The organism is Aporhodopirellula aestuarii, assembly GCF_023701485.1.
Taxonomy (GTDB): Bacteria; Planctomycetota; Planctomycetia; order Pirellulales; family Pirellulaceae; genus Rhodopirellula; species Rhodopirellula aestuarii.
Genome location: NZ_JAMQBK010000039.1, coordinates 440,792 through 458,061, shown reverse-complemented (window position 1 = coordinate 458,061; position 17,270 = coordinate 440,792). Strand labels below are relative to the sequence as shown.

Sequence of the window (17,270 nt, the reverse complement as noted above, 5' to 3'; positions counted from 1 at the left end):
AGCGATCCATGGCAAACAAAGGTTTCATCCCATCCGCTGCGGCATTCATTCGACAGATTCGTCAGAATCTGAGCGAGGGGCGGTACGCAATTGGGGAAACCGGTTTTCCGCTCATCAAAGAGTTGGTTCAGAACGCAGATGATGCCGGCGCGAAAAACCTACATATCGGCATCTGCGATCCACCGGCCGGAGCCGCTCATCCGCTTCTTCAATCGCCAGGCATGTTTGTCATCAATGACGGAAAATTCGAGCGAAACGATGGCGCCAACATCCGACGTTTTGGTGAAAACACGAAGTCCATGGATGCGGCCAAGATTGGGAAGTTCGGTCTTGGACTAAAGAGCATCTTCCACCTTTGCGAGGCGTTTTTCTTCTTCGGGCAAGCGTCTGACGGAGAGAGCACGAAGTATGTCGCTGATGTGTTGAATCCCTGGTCCGATCAGACTGATGGGTTTCATCCAGAGTGGGACGAGTTTTCAGATGGCGACAAAAGACTGCTGCTCACAGCGATGTTGAAGCACTTTGGAGGCAAAAAATGTTTTTGTCTCTGGATACCGCTGCGCCAACGCGACCAGGTCATAGATAGCGAACCAGTCATCAAGTTTTATCCTGGTGACAGTCTGCCCACATGGCTTTCCACAAGTGAGTTGTCGCCTGAGATCGGCAAGCTGATTCCAATGCTCGAAAACCTGCAATCTATTCGCGGTTGGAGCGGGATCGGCGAAAGTGCAACTCAAGAATTCGAGATAGCACTAACGGAGGAAAGCGGACGAAGGGCAGACTTTGATCAATTGGATGCCGCAATGCCTACTTCATTTCACGGCAATGTTCGTGTGAAGCAAGGGGCAACCGCAACCTGCACAATTGAGTTCGCTACCACCGAGCTGAATCCTTTTGATAAGAAATTAGACGATCTCGAAAGTGATGAGCATTGGCCGAGTGACCTGGGACGCGATCCCGAAACAGGTAATCCGCGGAACATTCGAGAAAAGGCAAGGCAGCATGCGGCAGTTTGTGCGTCATTCCGCAGGTCGCCAAAGATACCGGGAAGTCTTTCCATCAGCTGGGCTGTATTCTTGCCGCTGGGAGAGCCGGAGGTTATTCCGATTCCAGACACCAACGTCGACCTTTCCCTTTTTCTCCACGGCTATTTCTTTGTGGACGCCGGGCGCAACCGACCCATTGGCCTTCATGAATCTCGCAACACAGGTGATGGACTTCGTGACGATGAACAGCTGCGTCACCGGTGGAATCAGCGACTCGCCGACATCGGTACGCTCCCCTTGATGCCCAATTCGCTCGGCGCGCTGGCCGGTCGTGGGAAGTCGGGACTGAATGACGATGAACTGTTGGTGATCACACGAGCGATCTCAACCTCAGAGTTCTTTAAAGAATTTCGCAACCAAGTATGCAGTGTCAACAACTGGGGACTTTTGTGGAACGCGGACGGTAGTCGGTCGTGGCGGTTGTTCGATTCGAGTTCGCGTATTTGTTTAATGCCGGACACGCCAGATCGGTCCTTGCCATCGGATTTATTCCCTGCGCTGTCGAGGACCCTTTCGCGCACGAATGTGACAGCAGTCGGCTGCCCCACCCTTTTGAACGATGGCGTTGAAACTTCATGGCAACCGGCAGACGTCGATCAGCTTATCGAGAGTGTCAGCCCCAGCGAGACAATCCGATCATCGAAACAAGTGGACTATCTCTGTGACTTCCTGGACTTGCTCGCAGAAGGTGGCGAACTTGATTCACACGCGGATGGACTGGTAAGGGTTTTTCGCCAGGGATTCCATGATTGCGGTTTCGTCGAAGTTCGAAAGCAGGGCGCTGATGTGGGGCGCCTGCTTTCATTCATTCCGGCAGATCGGTTCCTTTCGCTGGATTTACCTGAGGCATTCGCCGACACGTTAATCCGCGAAATGAATCAGTACGACGTTGGCGTCGTTTTCGTCCCGCTTAACCTAAGCCTGACAGTAAACTCCGAGCGAGTTCGACTGAACTCAAAGGGCGCGGTGCAGATCCTGAACGCTCTGGCTAAGCGGCAGCAATCAGCACGTGATTCTGGGGAACGGGAGGCCGTCGCGATACTAGCGGCGCAACTGCTTCACAAGGTTGCGAATCTCGATGAGGTCCTCGCTACGGTAGCCGATTTGACCTTGTTTACGGCCAGAGATTGTCGTGACAGACAGGACGTCCTGGTCAGTTGGAACAAGCTGGAGAAACACCGGCAGAATAAAACGCTTTTCGTCACGCCATCGCCACGGGCATACTCACTTCAGAAAGCCATCGCCGGCGAATCGGTCCTGTTAGTGTCCAAAGAATGTTTCGAGGCGATTCTCCCCGACGCGCCCCCCTCCCAGTGTACGCAGAGAGAGATCGTTGAAACGATCACGCGACAGAGCACACCAAACCTGACGAGACCCGGAGACCGAGTCGAAGTATTGAAAACGCTGCTTGGGTTCCGGCCGGAATCTGGCCAGTCCGATGCCCATCGAAAAGTCGTCCGATATTTGTTGCACGGTGAGGCGGCGCAGTTTGAGGCTGGCGCTCCGCTGTTGATCACCTTCGCTGACGAGTCTGATATTTGGCGAAGAATCACTCACACATCGCTTGGAGGCCAGAACTCAGAATGGCGTCTGTTGAACCCGGTGTTCATGCCATTGCTTTCCGGTGACCATTTGACAGCTTTTTCGATTAAATTCATCGGTGCCGAAAGCACCATTCCGCTCATAGGCGAGATCGGCCCCGCCGCGTTCGTCGGACTTGAGCCTTCCCCCGACGAGTACGCAACTCTGCTGAAAGAGATCGACGACAATGACCTTTGCAAACGGATGCCGATTCACCAGGACCGCAACGGAATATTCGTCTCGATAGAAGAGCACTGCTATTGGGAAAGCGATGTTTCGCTGCCAAGCGGTTTAGTCGATTCGATCAAGATCCTGTGCAGGAGTGGCGATGAGGCCACCTGGCGCCGACAGCTGGAATTCACGCGAGTGCTGGACGCGACCGCTGTCATCGAGATCGTGCTCGCTCAAAGTGAGTTGGCCAGTCACTGGAAGATCATTTTGGATTCTTTGGCCGACGCATCAGACCTTTCTGAAGATTGCCGTCAACAGCTAAAGGCAAAACCCTGGCTTCCCCGGCGAAGTGGTCCGCCGATTTCTCCGGTCGACGTCATCGACTTGCCGCTGATTGCGAATGACGTCGCCAGGCTGACATCCGAGTTCCCTGAAATATTTTACGAACCAGGGATGCTGGAAAGCGAGTTGCGGGAGCACCCAGAGTACGCAAGCCTGGGACGCAGTTTCTTCCCGAGCACAGAAACAGCATTGTCGATGCTCGGCGAGCTATTGAATGAGGATGAAAGGAATCACGTCGGTCCACTAAACGCGGAGGTCTTCCTGCACTGGAAAAGCGTCGTGTCCGGGATGCCGGAGGACCTATTCGCTTGCGGAGACCTTATTGGGAACGCCGCAGATCATTACCCATCGTCGACGCAACAAATTTTCAATCAGCTTGCCAAGGCCGATGTTGCGATTTCTGAGGGGCGAATCAAGGCGTTCCTCGACCATTTGCAACAGCGGCATGATCGTGAGCAAAGCGCTCGCCGCCGCGACAATCTCATTGCCATGTTCAACGACTATCTAAGACTCGCCGTCAACATCCGCGGCTACCAGCGTGCCCTGACCGATCAGTTACTACCGAACGAGGAAGGAAACTGGGAATCTGCGAACGAACTTTGTTGTCACAACGATGGGATAGCGGTTTCCAGTGTGCTCAACGCGTCGACGGAAAGCACACTTGCTCCGTTCATGCCAGTCACTTTGACTTCAACCGGCATTCCGTCTTTATACAACGGCCTTGACGATGGTCGCGAGCCTGAATGGTCGAAAATTCAGCCCGACCTTGATGAGGCCGGAACAAGGCTACGCGACTACTTCGAGCCTTGGCGTGACATTGTGCCGAATGAACAGATCGGAGGTTTCCTTTCTCTACTCGGTGATGATCCCACCATTGCTGAGTTGGCCGAACAATATTTAGGAAAGAACCGAACGCTGGAGGAAACGCGACGGAAATTTGGATTGCTGGAAATGACCGCGGGAGGAGAGCTGGAAGACGGCCTGACGATGATGTCAAAGCAGCGTATCGTTGTGGAAACTGTCACCGACGCCAATGTGAAGGTCATGAATCTTTTCGGTGACCAGATTCTCGTTCCGCGCAATACAACGCCAAGGAACATCTTTGTTGGGTACGGCAAGCGTCACTATCCTTTCCCACACGCAGTGGTGAACGGCGCTCGCGTGTTGTGTTTTCGACTAAATGAAATTGATCCTCGTCACCAGACGGAATCGGACCTGAGCACGCTACTAAAGGACTCGGCAGTCAAGTTCATCGTCAACGCCTACAACAGCTACGAACATCAGACGTCTTTTGGAACTGCGTGGGATGAACTCTCGGAAAGTGACCAACTCGATATCAGCATCGCCCAAGAACGAATCATTGAGCATGGATTTCTGATTCTCGATCAACTGGGGCTACGAAGTGATCCGCAAGTCTCAGCGATCCTGGACAGTTGGGACGCAGCCGATCGTCTTCTCGCGGAACAACGGTCGGGAGCTGAAGGACGATCGAGGGATGGTCGGCGCAATCCAGATGTTGAACTGCGCGAGGCAAAGAATGCGCTTCGTGAAGTTCTCGAAAACAATCAGGACGTTCAAACGCGTATTCTGGAAGCCATCAAACAGCGTGTTGCAGAATACTACCAGTACACGGAAGCCGCTGTCCCGTTTGAAATCTTTCAAAACGCTGATGATGCCGCTATCGAACTCGTTCAAAACTGGAGCCTTTCGGATGATGAAACTGCGGACTCTCAAACATTTCATGTCGTAACCGACGAAACTTGCATCACACTCGCGCACTTTGGCCGTCGAATTAACCAGTATCCGCTGGAACAGCGTGATGCAACGATGGGCTTTGACAATGATCTCTGGAAGATGCTTGTACTTTCGCTGTCGAACAAGGGCCATGGTGAAAGCGACACCTCCCGTGCAGTGACGGGGAAATTTGGGCTCGGCTTCAAGAGCTCGTACCTCATTTGCGATCGTCCCCAACTGCTGAGCGGAAGGTTGGCATTTGAGGTGACCGGCGCCATGTATCCTCGACGACTGATCGGAGACGAACGACTTTCGTTGGATAGTTGCCGCAACGATCTTCTCGACGGGAACACCCAATCAACTGTCGTGCAACTACAGCTTACGTCGACGACAGCCGATCAGGTACTCCATGACTTCAAGAGACTTGCCCACATTGCAGTCGTGTTTGCTCGACAGATCAAACGCTGCATTGTGAATGCAGGGCAAAGTGAAACCGAGTGGCTACCTAAGAAGGTCACGGCAGCGAATCGTTGCTATACCGGAACCCTATCGCCGTTGCTCGGATCGGATGGAATCATTCCGCAGCCGTTGCGAACACTACAGCTGGAATCGGACTTTGGATCGCTTCTTCTGGCGTTAGGCCCTCGCGAATTCGATGAATTCGAGGACGACATTCCGACGATTTGGGTAACCGCCCCAACACGAGAAACCATGGAGCTTGGTTTTCTGTTGAATGGACCATTCGCTTTGGATGTCGGCCGAGCACAGCTCGCTCGTGAGTTTGCTCAGAACAGGCAGACTGCAGCCAGCCTGGGGTCAGCCCTTGGCGATCAACTCTGCCAGGTTTTCGAGGCCACAACATCGAACGATGGATGGGAGCGGCTTCGCGCCGACTTAGGGCTTGCAAGTGACGCATCGAGGTATGATTTTTGGGATTCTCTATTCAGCTTGATTGGAACTGGCATCGCTCATCGGGCGAAACAGGAATCTCCGGCAGACTCGTTGATTCGGGAGGTCTTTTGGGCAGATCACGATCGCGGCGCGGCCAAGCTGTACCGAGAGTGCCAAGCAGTCCCAACTAGGCTCCGTGGCAACTATCAAACGCTGATTTCGACGTCGCAGATCAAGTACGCGCTGGACGGCATCTTGGCCGACGACCCGGACGTGTTCGCTGCTGTCTCGAAGTGGGAAGCGTTTGAGCAACATGCGCCCGCCGGCACGGTCGTCTCTAATTCACACGTGTTTGAGTCGCTGAAGCAAATTGCATCCGTGTCCAATTTCTCCGCGGCGCATATCAAGATTCTGAATGTCCCCTCAGTTCTGGCCTGGGAATTTCACTATGGATGTTTCGCGCCCTCGGACGTCGCGCTGAAACTTGGAGCAACCATCACGAAGAAGTCTTTGGAGTTGATGGCGGATTTGGAATATCGAGCAACACGCGAGTTACTTGAGCAAGTCGAGTTTAAGGGACAAGACAACCAATATCACCCAGCGAAGGTACTGCTTATCGGACACGAGACCGATTTGGAACGAGACGACCGCCGCGATGATGAACGATTCCGCGCACGATTTGCGCCAGCGGCGCGTGTGCTGAGTGACGAGTACATAGGCGATGCGATGGCCTTCTTCGACGTTTGCCGTGACACGCTAAAAGCAGATGCACGGCTTATGGCCGAGTGGGTTGTCGAAGCAATGGACTTTGACCATCAGCGAGCAGCTTTGGAGTATCTAGCCCGAGGGCAATTGGCCCAACCACTGTTTGGTGAACTTAAGCGTCGCGGCTGTAAAGGCACTTGGTTTGCGAATCCGGTGCATAGCGAAGCATTTGCATCTCTGGACGATGATACGAAAGATCGTCTCTTTTTCTTATTGCCAGCCGATCAACGGCAGAACTTCAATTGGGATGAGCATTCAAACCGGGAAGAAGACGACCATGAAGTCGATCCTGAAGCAACATTGAACGATATTCACGAGTGGTGGTCCGAAAGCCGAACTCTCCCACAAGACAAATTCGATGGACGGTCGTTCCTGGAAGAATACGCGCGTCGCACATATCCCTTCGGGACTCCGACGAACTTAGAATCAGACAACGAAAATAACCGTCGCGTCGAATGGATAACAGTCTTCCTACTCGCGCTCATGCACACGATCGGGCGCGCGCAGCCAGAGCAGCATCGAAAGTTCATCGCTAAGTGTGGGAGCGAAGGCTGGCTCGACATGTTTGCGGCATCTGAGCCGGAGAGCGAACGATGGATGCAGTTCGTGAGCGATTATTTGGAACGTCAAATTGACGAGGCGGAATATTTTCACTGGATGCGCCAGTTCGTCGGAATCTTTCAGATGTCGAAATACCTGGATGGATACGCCGAGTTGTTCCTCGCGATTGGCAGAATTGACAGGCCATTCCAACTCGTAGAAGTGCTTCATTCTCGATCCAGTAGCCTTTTTCAAGGCGGTGGCGTAAGCGTACCTCCTCTCTCACGAGTGCTCGGTCTCGGGTCGTGTTTCGTTGTTCGCGAGTTGATTCGTCTCAACGTCCTCAGCAACCCACACGCGATTCGGCACGGATACGTTCCCGTGAAGCGCGTGCGAGACATCTTCCAACAACTTGGATGCGAAGGACTGGACCTCCAAGTACAACGATGGGATATGGCGAGACACCTGTATTGCTTTGTTGAAGAACACCTGGGAGCGGAACAGGCGACTTTCATGAATGACTTCGACATCCCGTTCCAATTCATCGCTGAAGATGTGGACCTCAGGCAAATGTTTTTCCATCAAGATGTTGTCGATGATGGTGGCGAAGATGAAACTGACCGGGAAGAACCGATCTTTTAGATGGTCAAAGAGACAGGATTCAGCGGAATGTTTGAAAAGAGCGATCACGTTCGCAGCAATAAGTTTGGTATCGGGCATGTTCTCGTCGTCGATGACCAGACTGCCGTCGTCAAATTCGAGCACGGTATTGAGCAATGCAAGATTGACGAACTGGTCCAGGTCGATAGCCCACAGAAGTCGTTACGAAAAGAAACGTGGGATATCCCTCTTGAAGTCGTAACACGATTCCAGGCCGAGGCGATCCAGTCAGTCAACGATACTTGGGGAGTATTGTCGAAGTCTCGCATCGCACTGTTGCCGCACCAGCTATGGGTGTGCCGTCGTGTCCTCGAAGCATGGCCCGCCCGATGGCTCGTCGCCGATGACGTGGGACTTGGCAAAACAATTGAAGCTGGGTTGATCCTGTGGCCGCTACTTTCCCGCGAAAACGTGAATCGCCTGTTGATCATTTGCCCGGCATCGCTGGTGGACCAGTGGCAGGCTCGCCTGCGGGATATGTTCGACATTCGTGTCGCACTCTATGTTTCCGAAGCGGATACCGAGAAATCCGACTTTTGGCACACCCATCCGCAGGTTGTTGCGTCGATGCAGACGCTGCGCAAAGACAGTAATAACCGACACGACCGCATGCTTGAGTCACCACCGTGGGACTTAATCCTCGTAGACGAAGCGCATCACTTAAACGCCGATGAACAAGGTGGACCAACACTGGGCTATCGGTTTGTTGAAAAACTCGTCCAAGCCAACCACGTAGAGTCCATGGTGTTCTTTACGGGTACGCCCCACCGCGGCAAGAATTATGGGTTCCTTTCGCTGTTAAAATTGCTTCGTCCCGACTTGTTTGACCCGAAACAGCCGTTGCACGAACAACTGCCATTTCTGCGACAAGTCGTGATTCGCAACAACAAACAGAATGTTACAGACCTAAAGGGTAACCGTCTGTTCTATCCGCCAAAGGTCACATCCGACACGTACACGTATTCTACTGATGAGGATCGATTCTATGACATGTTGACCGAGTTCATTGCAACCGGCAAAGCATACGCGTCAACTCTCAGCTCCAATGACCAACGTACTGCAATACTCGTACTAATCGCTATGCAAAAGCTCGCATCTAGTTCGGTGGCAGCGATCCGGCGAGCACTTAAGAATCGACATGGTCGCATTCATTCCACTCGAAAAGAACTTGCCAAGCTACAAGAACAGAAAGAGACGCTGCGCTCGTATGACGAACTTGAAAGCACAAACGATTTGGATGAATTGAATCGCCTTGACGAACAACTTGCTGAAAAAACCTTGGCGTTGAGTTTGATGGAGGATGAAGAACCAAGGATAGCGGAGCTCATCGAAGCCGCTGACGCTGTTCAGACAGAAACCAAGATCGAGAAGATTCTGTCGGTGCTGGATGAATGCTATCCCGGTCGTGCCGTTTTGTTTTTTACTGAATACAAAGCTACGCAATCGCTGCTGATGTCGGCATTGATGAAGAAGTATGGCGATAAGTGCGTCGGATTTATCAACGGCGATGCCAGAGCCGACGGCGTCGTACATTCGGACGGTAGCACGAGGTCCATTACAGAGACTCGCGACACGGCGGCTGCAAAGTTCAACTCGGGCCAGGTTCAGTTCTTGGTTTCGACGGAAGCGGCCGGCGAAGGCATTGATCTCCAAAACAACTCAAACACGTTGATTCACGTCGATCTGCCATGGAATCCAATGCGCCTTCACCAGCGAGTTGGAAGACTGAATCGCTACGGACAGAAAAAGCAGGTTGAAGTGATGACTCTGCGCAACCCGAGCACGGTCGAGTCTCGCATCTGGGACAAGCTAAACGAGAAGATTGACAACATCATGCAATCATTGGGTAACGTCATGGACGAACCCGAAGACCTATTAGAGCTCGTCCTGGGAATGTCGTCGCCCTCAATGTTTCGCGAGGTCTTTACAGAGGCAAACGATGTGCCTCCTGGTTCGCTCTCCAAGTGGTTTGACGAGAAGACTGCTAAGTTTGGCGGAGAGGATGTGATTGACACAGTCAGAGATCTCATCGGACACTGTTCCCATTTCGATTTCCAGGCAATGTCTGACAAGATCCCCAAACTTGACCTACCTGCCCTGCGTCAGTTTTTTCTTGCAATGGTCAAACTCAACAACCGCAATTACGAGGAATCCGATGAAGGCGTGTCGTTTAAAACCCCAGAACGCTGGCTGAATTCACCTGCAATCAGAACCAACTACAAGAACGTCATTTTCGAGCGGACGGCCGACAAATCGATTCCGAGTGAGAGAATTCTGGGCGTAGGACATGCGATCTTGGACCAGGCCGTGCGGCAAGCGAGGGCAAATACATCAAGCGTAGCGGCGCTGCCGGGAAATACGCTTCCTAATCCACTTCTGGTGTACCGCGTCATCGACAAAGTCACCTCGCAAACATCAAACGTACGGGCTTTCGTTGCAGCCGTAGAATTCGAGAGTGGTGGGTTCAAGATCCACCGTGACTGGGAGACGTTGCTATTGCTGAACAAGCTGCTTGACAAAAGAACGCTTCGGCGTGATGAAGCAATGCCCAAGCCAAAGACAGCTAACGAACTGGACGATATGGTTCGAAGAGGGACGGATGAAATCGAAAAACGGATGGTCGACTTCGATCTTCCATTTCAAGTACCAGAAGTTCATTTCCTCGGTGTACTCTGGCCGGCTGACGGCGATGAAAAAGAAAACTTACAGGAGCAATAGGTGACGAATCGCTATCGCTGGTTTGGATTGGCCGTTTTTATCGCCATCTGCCTCGGCGCGGGCGGCCTTGGCGCGATCGCAACGACTCCCGAAATTGGAAATTGGTACAAGACCATCGAGAAGCCCTCGTGGAATCCTCCAGGCTACGTGTTTGGCCCGGTATGGACGACGCTGTACATCATGATGGCGGTCGCCGCGTGGCTGGTGTGGAAACCGGCCGGATTCAAGCCAGCGAAGATCCCGCTGATGTTGTTCGGCGTGCAGCTAATTCTGAACGTCGCTTGGTCGTGGATCTTCTTCAGCCAGCATCAATCGGGATGGGCGTTCGCTGAGATTGTCGTATTGTGGTCCGCGATCGTGGCAACGACAGTCGCATTTTTCAGGAGCAGCAAACTCGCCGGCTGGTTGATGGTTCCATATTTGGTCTGGGTGAGCTTTGCCAGTGTGTTGAATTATGCGATCTGGCGATTGAATTGATTGGAATCCGCTGCTTCAAGGTGACGGATATTTAGTCAGTGACTTGGATACCGCTCTGTGCCGTTGACTGACTCAATGGTCGAAGTGCGGCGAGTCACCATGCTTGCATGGGATGCGAATTTTCGGTCCCGTTTAACGGTCGTTTTTCGAGACACGACAGCCGCGACCGGAACACAGTCCCCTTTCCCGTCAAACGAGTCTTGTTTTCTGGTGTCGTAAATCAGCGTACCGTAAACTCGTCCATGACGAACGAAAACGGGAACATCAGCGGTCGGACCATCGGATACGCTCGTGTGTCAACTTCTGAGCAGGATCTGCGACTCCAGCTTGACGCGTTGAAACAAAACGGTGTTCCGAGGGAACTAATCTTCACCGACAAGGCTTCAGGGGCGAAAGAAAGTCGCAAAGGACTGGATTCGTGTTTGTCAGAACTCCAGCCGGGCGATGCGCTTCTTGTTTGGCGGCTGGATCGACTTGGCCGCTCAATCCGACATCTGGTCACCCTGATTGATGACCTCCAGCAGCGTGGCGTTGGCTTCCGGTCGATTTGCGACGGAGCCATTGACACAACGTCGGCCAGCGGCGAACTGATCTTCCATGTGTTCTCTGCACTCGCCCACTTTGAACGCCGCCTGATCGCTGAACGCACCAAAGCCGGATTGATGGCCGCTCGTGCCCGAGGCCGACTCGGCGGCCGACCGAAACTCGACCCGAGTGATCCACGCATCGCAACCGCAAGGTCGCTCCACCGCGTTCAAACACTGTCCATCGACGAAATCTGCTCGACGCTACGATGTTCACGCTCGACACTGTATCGATGGCTGAAGACAAAATCCTCACCGTAAAGCCACTTTAGCTGCAATGCGTTTAAGTCAAAACTTGTGTAGAATGCCTTATTGCCTTGCTTGCAAGATGGATGAAGCGGTGAAGAAAAGAAAAACACAACCAAAAGCGGCCATGACTCGACAAACCCCACAGGATAAAGAACGGACAAGCAACCAGGTTGCTGATGAGCCGACTGGTTTACGTCGAAAGTTCGCCGCAACGTTCCTCCGCAGCGTCCCCATCGATTCCACAACAAGTCGTTCACAGTACTTCGTTCCAGAGTTGCAATCTGAAATCGATCTGTCGGAACCTGTCGACCAAGTAAAAAATCGCAGAGCTGGGGATAAGTGCCAACTCGAACTGCAACTCGAACTGATCATTAAACAACTTCCGCGGACAAAGCTGCATGCGTCGAAGCCACTGCGGCTGGAATTTCCAGTGGCCTGGCGCGAAGATGGCCAGGTGATCGCGTACACGGTGGCGGACAGACGGAGAGATGAAGCATCTAGACGAGTCGCGGTGTTCGAACGTGCCGATTACAGCGATCGAATTAAGCATGCGGTCTTCAATATTCCATCGGAAGATCGCAAGGTAACGGCGGTTGTTCCTGAACGAGACTTGGCTGAACTCAGCGAGGGGGACGTTTGCGAAGTCTTTCTACTTGATCCTGAAGTGGGTAAGGCTACTCAAACTGAAGAGCCACCGCGTGAAATGTCTGCAATCTTCTTGAGGAAGAAACCGGATACTGGCAGCATTTCGAAAGCTGAAACTCTCGAAGAGTTTCGTAGTCGATTTCGTATCCCGCCAATGGAGCCTCAGGAGGACACCGACACTGATGTGTCACGCGAAGCAATCGCGCCGACCGGCAGCGAGATCCTCAAAGATATTCGAGCAGTTCAGGAACCAATAATTCGCAAATTGAACGCTTGGCTTGCTTCTCTTGAGGGAAAAACGTACTCACCCGAGCAAGCTTCCAGTGTCGTCTCGGAAATCCGCTACGTCGTTGCCAGCGCCGGGTGCGAGTTGCTTTTTGGGGGACGTCCCGCTTCACTGACAACGTCTACTGGAACGGGGGCCAAATCTGGCTCGCTTCAGGTCTACGGATTACGCGAACGGCCCGCTCCGCGGCTTTACACGAAGACTCGGTTTCCGGCACTTTCTGTGCAGCCTATTCAGGAAAAATGACCGGCTGACATTCGGCCAGGGTTGACTAGCCTCATAATCTGTGTAACATTGCACAGATTGAAGCGAAGAGAAACCGGTGACCGACCGGGCTTCGCCGTGCCTGCCACCGGCTCCGTAAACCTAACATCTCTACGGTAACAAATTCTTCGGCGGCCTGCACGATCGAATGCTCCGTACTCGGTCGGTTTGTTTACCTTTGGCCAGTTCTCTCTCGCCGCGCGGCCCGCAGCGAATTCAATAAGACCGGTGTTCGGTTTGCGCTCGCGGTACGCACTTTGGTCACCGCTAAAGGAGACGCTGAGATGAGAACGATTTACGCGGACCCCCAATCACCGCTGATCAGTGGTGCTGGTTATGTACCGCCTGACGTGCCAATTGTTGCGACCACGTCAGAAGACGACTGGCACTTCGACGGCTCAAACATTCGAGACGTTAAGCTTCGAGCCATACGGTCGTATTCGAAGAAGTACCCAACCGAGGCACTGATGTTGGAGCGGTCTCGTTTTGATGGATGGTCGGTGCGGGATCTGTCCGAGGTGTTCGGTGGGCATCCCGGAACGGTTTGCAGACGGCTTGCGCGATACGAAGAGCGACTTCGAGTTCACGTCCTTGCGGACGTCGCTGCATGGAGCATTCGCAATTCCTTCGGTTTCACAGTGTCGCCGCAAACTGCGGACTTGGTCACTGAAGCTGATGCATTTGCTGTCAGCTTGCAAAACTCCGAGCGCACCGTCGACGATATTCCTGATCACGGTGCGTGGAGCCGTTTCATCGGGAATGCTTGGAACCTTCTCTGTGCTCCATACCTTTGCGAGGAGACCGGGGAGTTACGTCCAACCTATCTCGGCGGCTATCGCTGTCGTAGAACCGCCAAGACGTTCATGGATGTGCAGATTCTTGTTTCCGATCGCGATCTTGCGATGGAGATCGGTACCGCTGAGCATCAGCAATTCATCTATGACTTACGACGTGACATGACCATCCAACTGTAGGATCACTGATGCAGATGCCTCGCTCTCAAGCCTCCCGTTAACTCGGGAGGCTTTTTTCTTGCGCCGTTTGCGATTCGCGCAGCGCATGCGCTTAAGGGTAGAGGCGTGTAATTCATGGACAACGGTTGTTGCTCATTATCGACAACAGCATTTTCATCACGGAGTTCCTGATGTTCATCCTGCTGACCTACTTCATCACCGGCATATTGGTGTTTGCAAAATACGAAGACATGAACCCATATCAGAAAATCGTTTATGGATTCGTGTTTCCGATTCATTGGGCCGGCGGGTCGTGGATTACGGCAAGCGTTGCCAGCAAGGCCGACAGTATTTGGGACAACGAACCATTCTGGATTGGAGTATTCATCTTATGTTTACTACTGCTGGCGTCTGGTTCCTGATCCTCTTCGTCGTACTCGCATTTATGGCCATCAAGAGCCATGAGCCGAAGACACGCTCAGTTCCAAAACAACAACCGATAAAGCCACCGGCGATTCCGCGTCGCCGTCCAATACAACACCAACACACGCCCGAACAACGACTCGCGTCACTTCAGACTGATTACCAACGAAAACTGGCCCTGCTACAGCGTGCTATCCCCGACCCCGTTCATCGCCGACTCGCTGAACAAGAGCTTTACGCTCGATACTTGGCCCAGATCAAGGAGTGGATCGGATGAACGGTAACCATTTGCAAGGCGTGGGACCGACCGGAAGCGGAAAGTCGACGGGGGAAGGTTCCCGGATTGGACCCGCCACGGTAACTCTCGATCCTCATGGATCGCTTGCCGATGTCGCTGCGATAAAGTGCTCGGATGAGAATATTCCCTGCGTGATCGATTGCTTGGCTAGGACTGATCTCGTTGTTCCTTGGCAGTTCTTGATACCGATCGATGGCAATGACTATCAAGCTGACCTGCTTCGCAATGAAGTCAACTATGCGTTTGCCGACATTGTGGCCAGAGATCAACAGCGAGACGGAATTCGTGCCAACCCGCTGATTGAAGAATGGCTGATAAAAGCGTTGACTGCCTGGCACCGCAACCCGGTGGTGCCACTAACGCAGCTTCATCGCGTACTCGACCCAATGAGCGAAGAGTTCCGCATGATTGATTCCGAGGAACTGGAACCTCTGGCTTTCATGAATGTGTACCAACAGCGACAGGAAGTCGGCGCGGCCAAGCGAATGTTGTCACGGATGTCACCGGCTTTCAAGGCTCGTTGTCACAACGTTGGCTGGGATTTTGTGTCGTTCCTTAACGACGGTGGCGTCTTTGTTATCGATGGTAACGGCCTCAGCATCGATTCAACACGCATGGTGATGGGAGCCGTGTCGCTCTCGTTGATTACCGCAGCGAAGCGAGGGATGTTTCAGCGACCGATCACCTTGGTCATTGATGAAGCGTCAAAGATTATCGGTAGTTATGAAACTGCTGCCATTGAGGAAATGAGGAAGTACGGCTTGTTTATTCACCTGCTCGATCAAACGGGTGATTACGGACTCCTCACGCCTCGCATTTGGCAGAACTGTGGACGCAAAGAGATATACGGCGTTGATGACGGCGGATTGGCAATTCGATTTGCACAACTCCTGAAGACACCGACGCTCAATCCGATGGAAGTGCATTACGAGGAATACGTTCCGCGTCAAGTTCACGACGGGTACGAATCCATTGTCGATCGGGAAACCGAACGCGTCAGCTATCTCAGTCAGTATCGCGTTATGGACGACCAGCGAACGCACTACCAATCGCTCGACAATCAAATTCGCTTGTTCGCCAAAGAGCTCATGAATCTCAAGCAGAATGAGCGTTACGTTAAAGAAGGAAACAACGTGTTCCTTGAAACCTTTGATCTGTATAGACCACGTTTCTCGTTCGGAATCAGTGAGGAGAACGCATGGCAACACGTCAACAACTGGACTACAAGGCACGCGATCAGTCCATCGCAAAGCTCTGTTACCATGCCTGCACGATCGACGACATCCAACGCGAAATCGGGTTCGAAAGCTACAAGACGGCCGCACGGCGAATGGCGACGCTCTGCAAACGAGGATCAGTGAAAGAAGTCGGAACGGTGTTGCTCAAGGATACCGGAAGGAAGAACAAAGTCTTCTGTACGCAGGATATTCGCCCTGATCGCGTACGTCATGAACTGTATCTGACCAAATGGCTGCTGAATCAGGAAGCCGATTACGTTGTGCGTTACGCAGATGTCGACGCATCGCTTCGACCGGATGCCGAACTACATTTTGAAGACGGTTTGCTCTTCGTTGAATTGGACACTGGATCGGAGTCGCACGAACAAGTGAGACAAAGAATGGCGGTGTACCAAAACTGCACGGACCCAGTTGTCTGGGTTTGTCTCACGGAAAAGCGGTTGGATGGGATAAAGGATGTTTGCCCTTATTCTCACCACTTGTTCTCACTGTGGAACGTGTCGAAATTCCTGTGAAAAAGAGTTTTTCCACTGGTGAAAAAGTCCTGTAGGACGGTGCTTGTTCCACCCCCGCGGTCCCCCGGCTATTACTTCACGTGAAGCAACTTTCCGACCCGCCCACCCTGTCACCGTGCCGGGGCAGGAAGTGCCTCCGCATCATAGCAGCTTGTCAAGTCGCAAGGACTTGACCGGCGCTGCTTGAGGGAAGGCATTACTTCCTTCCCCCAAACCCATCATGGTCGCGATGGTTATTCTCTTCCAGATCCAAGCCTGTGGCTTGTTCTGGTTGTACGCCTTGATGCCAAGGCTATCACAACTCGTGCCGGATACCAAAATTATCCGGTGAGTCTTCTTGGTGAGCCCCTCGGGGCTCACCTTGTTTTTTGTTTCCCCGAGGGCCACCAACAGCCCACCCAATGATAAGGAGGTGTTTGATGAAACTCGCAGATCGTCTGCAACAGATGGGTAATGACTCACAGGCTCGTGACCCAACACAGAATGGTGTGCCGCCTTCTCAGGCAATGAGTACGGCTCCAAGCTCGTTACCTATGGTGGTGAGTCAAGCTCCGCAGAACCAGATGGCTCAGGCAAGCCAAGTGATGCAGCAGCAAATGATGATGCAAATCGCTTCCATGCAGGCAGAGGTGCAGAACCAGCTATCGGTCATGCAAGGTCAGGCGCAATTTTTGAGCAATGCGATTGCACCGATGATGGCGGACCCCAACTACATGGCTCAACAGCTCTTTTCGCAACTTGCTGAAGAGGGCATCTATTACGGCACGATCGAGGAGAACCTGGTCATCACCATTGAGGAGTAAGAATGAAACGCGTTAGCCACGCCCATGCCATGGGCGGAATCGGAGGCGTTCTCAAAGGTCTTGGGATCGTCATGGTCATTCTCATCA

At 52.7% G+C, this 17,270-nt stretch carries 11 protein-coding genes; all 11 read left to right on the top strand.

What is annotated here, in order from left to right; genetic code table 11:
- Positions 1-8 precede the first annotated feature (8 nt).
- The 11 genes from NB063_RS15885 (at position 9) to NB063_RS15840 (ending at position 17,183) form a co-directional block, all read left to right on the top strand.
- Entirely contained in the window at positions 9-7,712 is a 7,704-nt protein-coding gene (locus NB063_RS15885) for a sacsin N-terminal ATP-binding-like domain-containing protein (RefSeq protein WP_250929714.1), read from the top strand.
- Positions 7,713-10,448 carry a DEAD/DEAH box helicase gene (locus NB063_RS15880; RefSeq protein WP_250929713.1) on the top strand — a complete coding sequence of 912 codons (2,736 nt, stop codon included), beginning with the start codon at positions 7,713-7,715 and terminating at the stop codon, positions 10,446-10,448.
- Positions 10,449-10,925, top strand: a complete 477-nt coding sequence (locus NB063_RS15875) for a TspO/MBR family protein (RefSeq protein ID WP_250929712.1) — start codon at positions 10,449-10,451, stop codon at positions 10,923-10,925.
- 242 nt (positions 10,926-11,167) lie between these two features.
- Complete coding sequence (locus NB063_RS15870) at positions 11,168-11,770, top strand: recombinase family protein (protein WP_250929711.1); 603 nt, start codon at positions 11,168-11,170, stop codon at positions 11,768-11,770.
- A 67-nt stretch (positions 11,771-11,837) separates the two neighbouring features.
- On the top strand, positions 11,838-12,935 hold the full coding sequence (locus tag NB063_RS15865; RefSeq protein ID WP_250929710.1) for a hypothetical protein: 1,098 nt from the start codon (positions 11,838-11,840) through the stop codon (positions 12,933-12,935).
- 302 nt (positions 12,936-13,237) lie between these two features.
- The gene (locus NB063_RS15860; protein WP_250929709.1) at positions 13,238-13,927 is read left to right on the top strand and encodes a hypothetical protein; all 690 of its coding nucleotides are present in this window, start codon (positions 13,238-13,240) and stop codon (positions 13,925-13,927) included.
- A gap of 125 nt (positions 13,928-14,052) precedes the next feature.
- The gene (locus tag NB063_RS15855) at positions 14,053-14,328 is read left to right on the top strand and encodes a hypothetical protein (RefSeq protein WP_250929708.1); all 276 of its coding nucleotides are present in this window, start codon (positions 14,053-14,055) and stop codon (positions 14,326-14,328) included.
- Complete coding sequence (locus NB063_RS15850; RefSeq protein WP_250929707.1) at positions 14,298-14,606, top strand: hypothetical protein; 309 nt, start codon at positions 14,298-14,300, stop codon at positions 14,604-14,606. The genes NB063_RS15855 and NB063_RS15850 overlap by 31 nt, the downstream gene beginning before the upstream one ends.
- A complete protein-coding gene (locus tag NB063_RS15845) occupies positions 14,603-15,988 on the top strand; it encodes a hypothetical protein (RefSeq protein ID WP_250929706.1) in 1,386 nt (461 codons plus the stop codon). Before NB063_RS15850 ends, NB063_RS15845 begins: the two co-directional genes overlap by 4 nt.
- Positions 15,958-16,380 (top strand): replication-relaxation family protein, encoded by a 423-nt coding sequence (locus NB063_RS32640; RefSeq protein WP_407652642.1) that lies wholly within the window; start codon positions 15,958-15,960, stop codon positions 16,378-16,380. Before NB063_RS15845 ends, NB063_RS32640 begins: the two co-directional genes overlap by 31 nt.
- Positions 16,381-16,799: 419 nt before the next feature.
- A complete protein-coding gene (locus NB063_RS15840) occupies positions 16,800-17,183 on the top strand; it encodes a hypothetical protein (protein ID WP_250929705.1) in 384 nt (127 codons plus the stop codon).
- Positions 17,184-17,270: the final 87 nt, after the last annotated feature.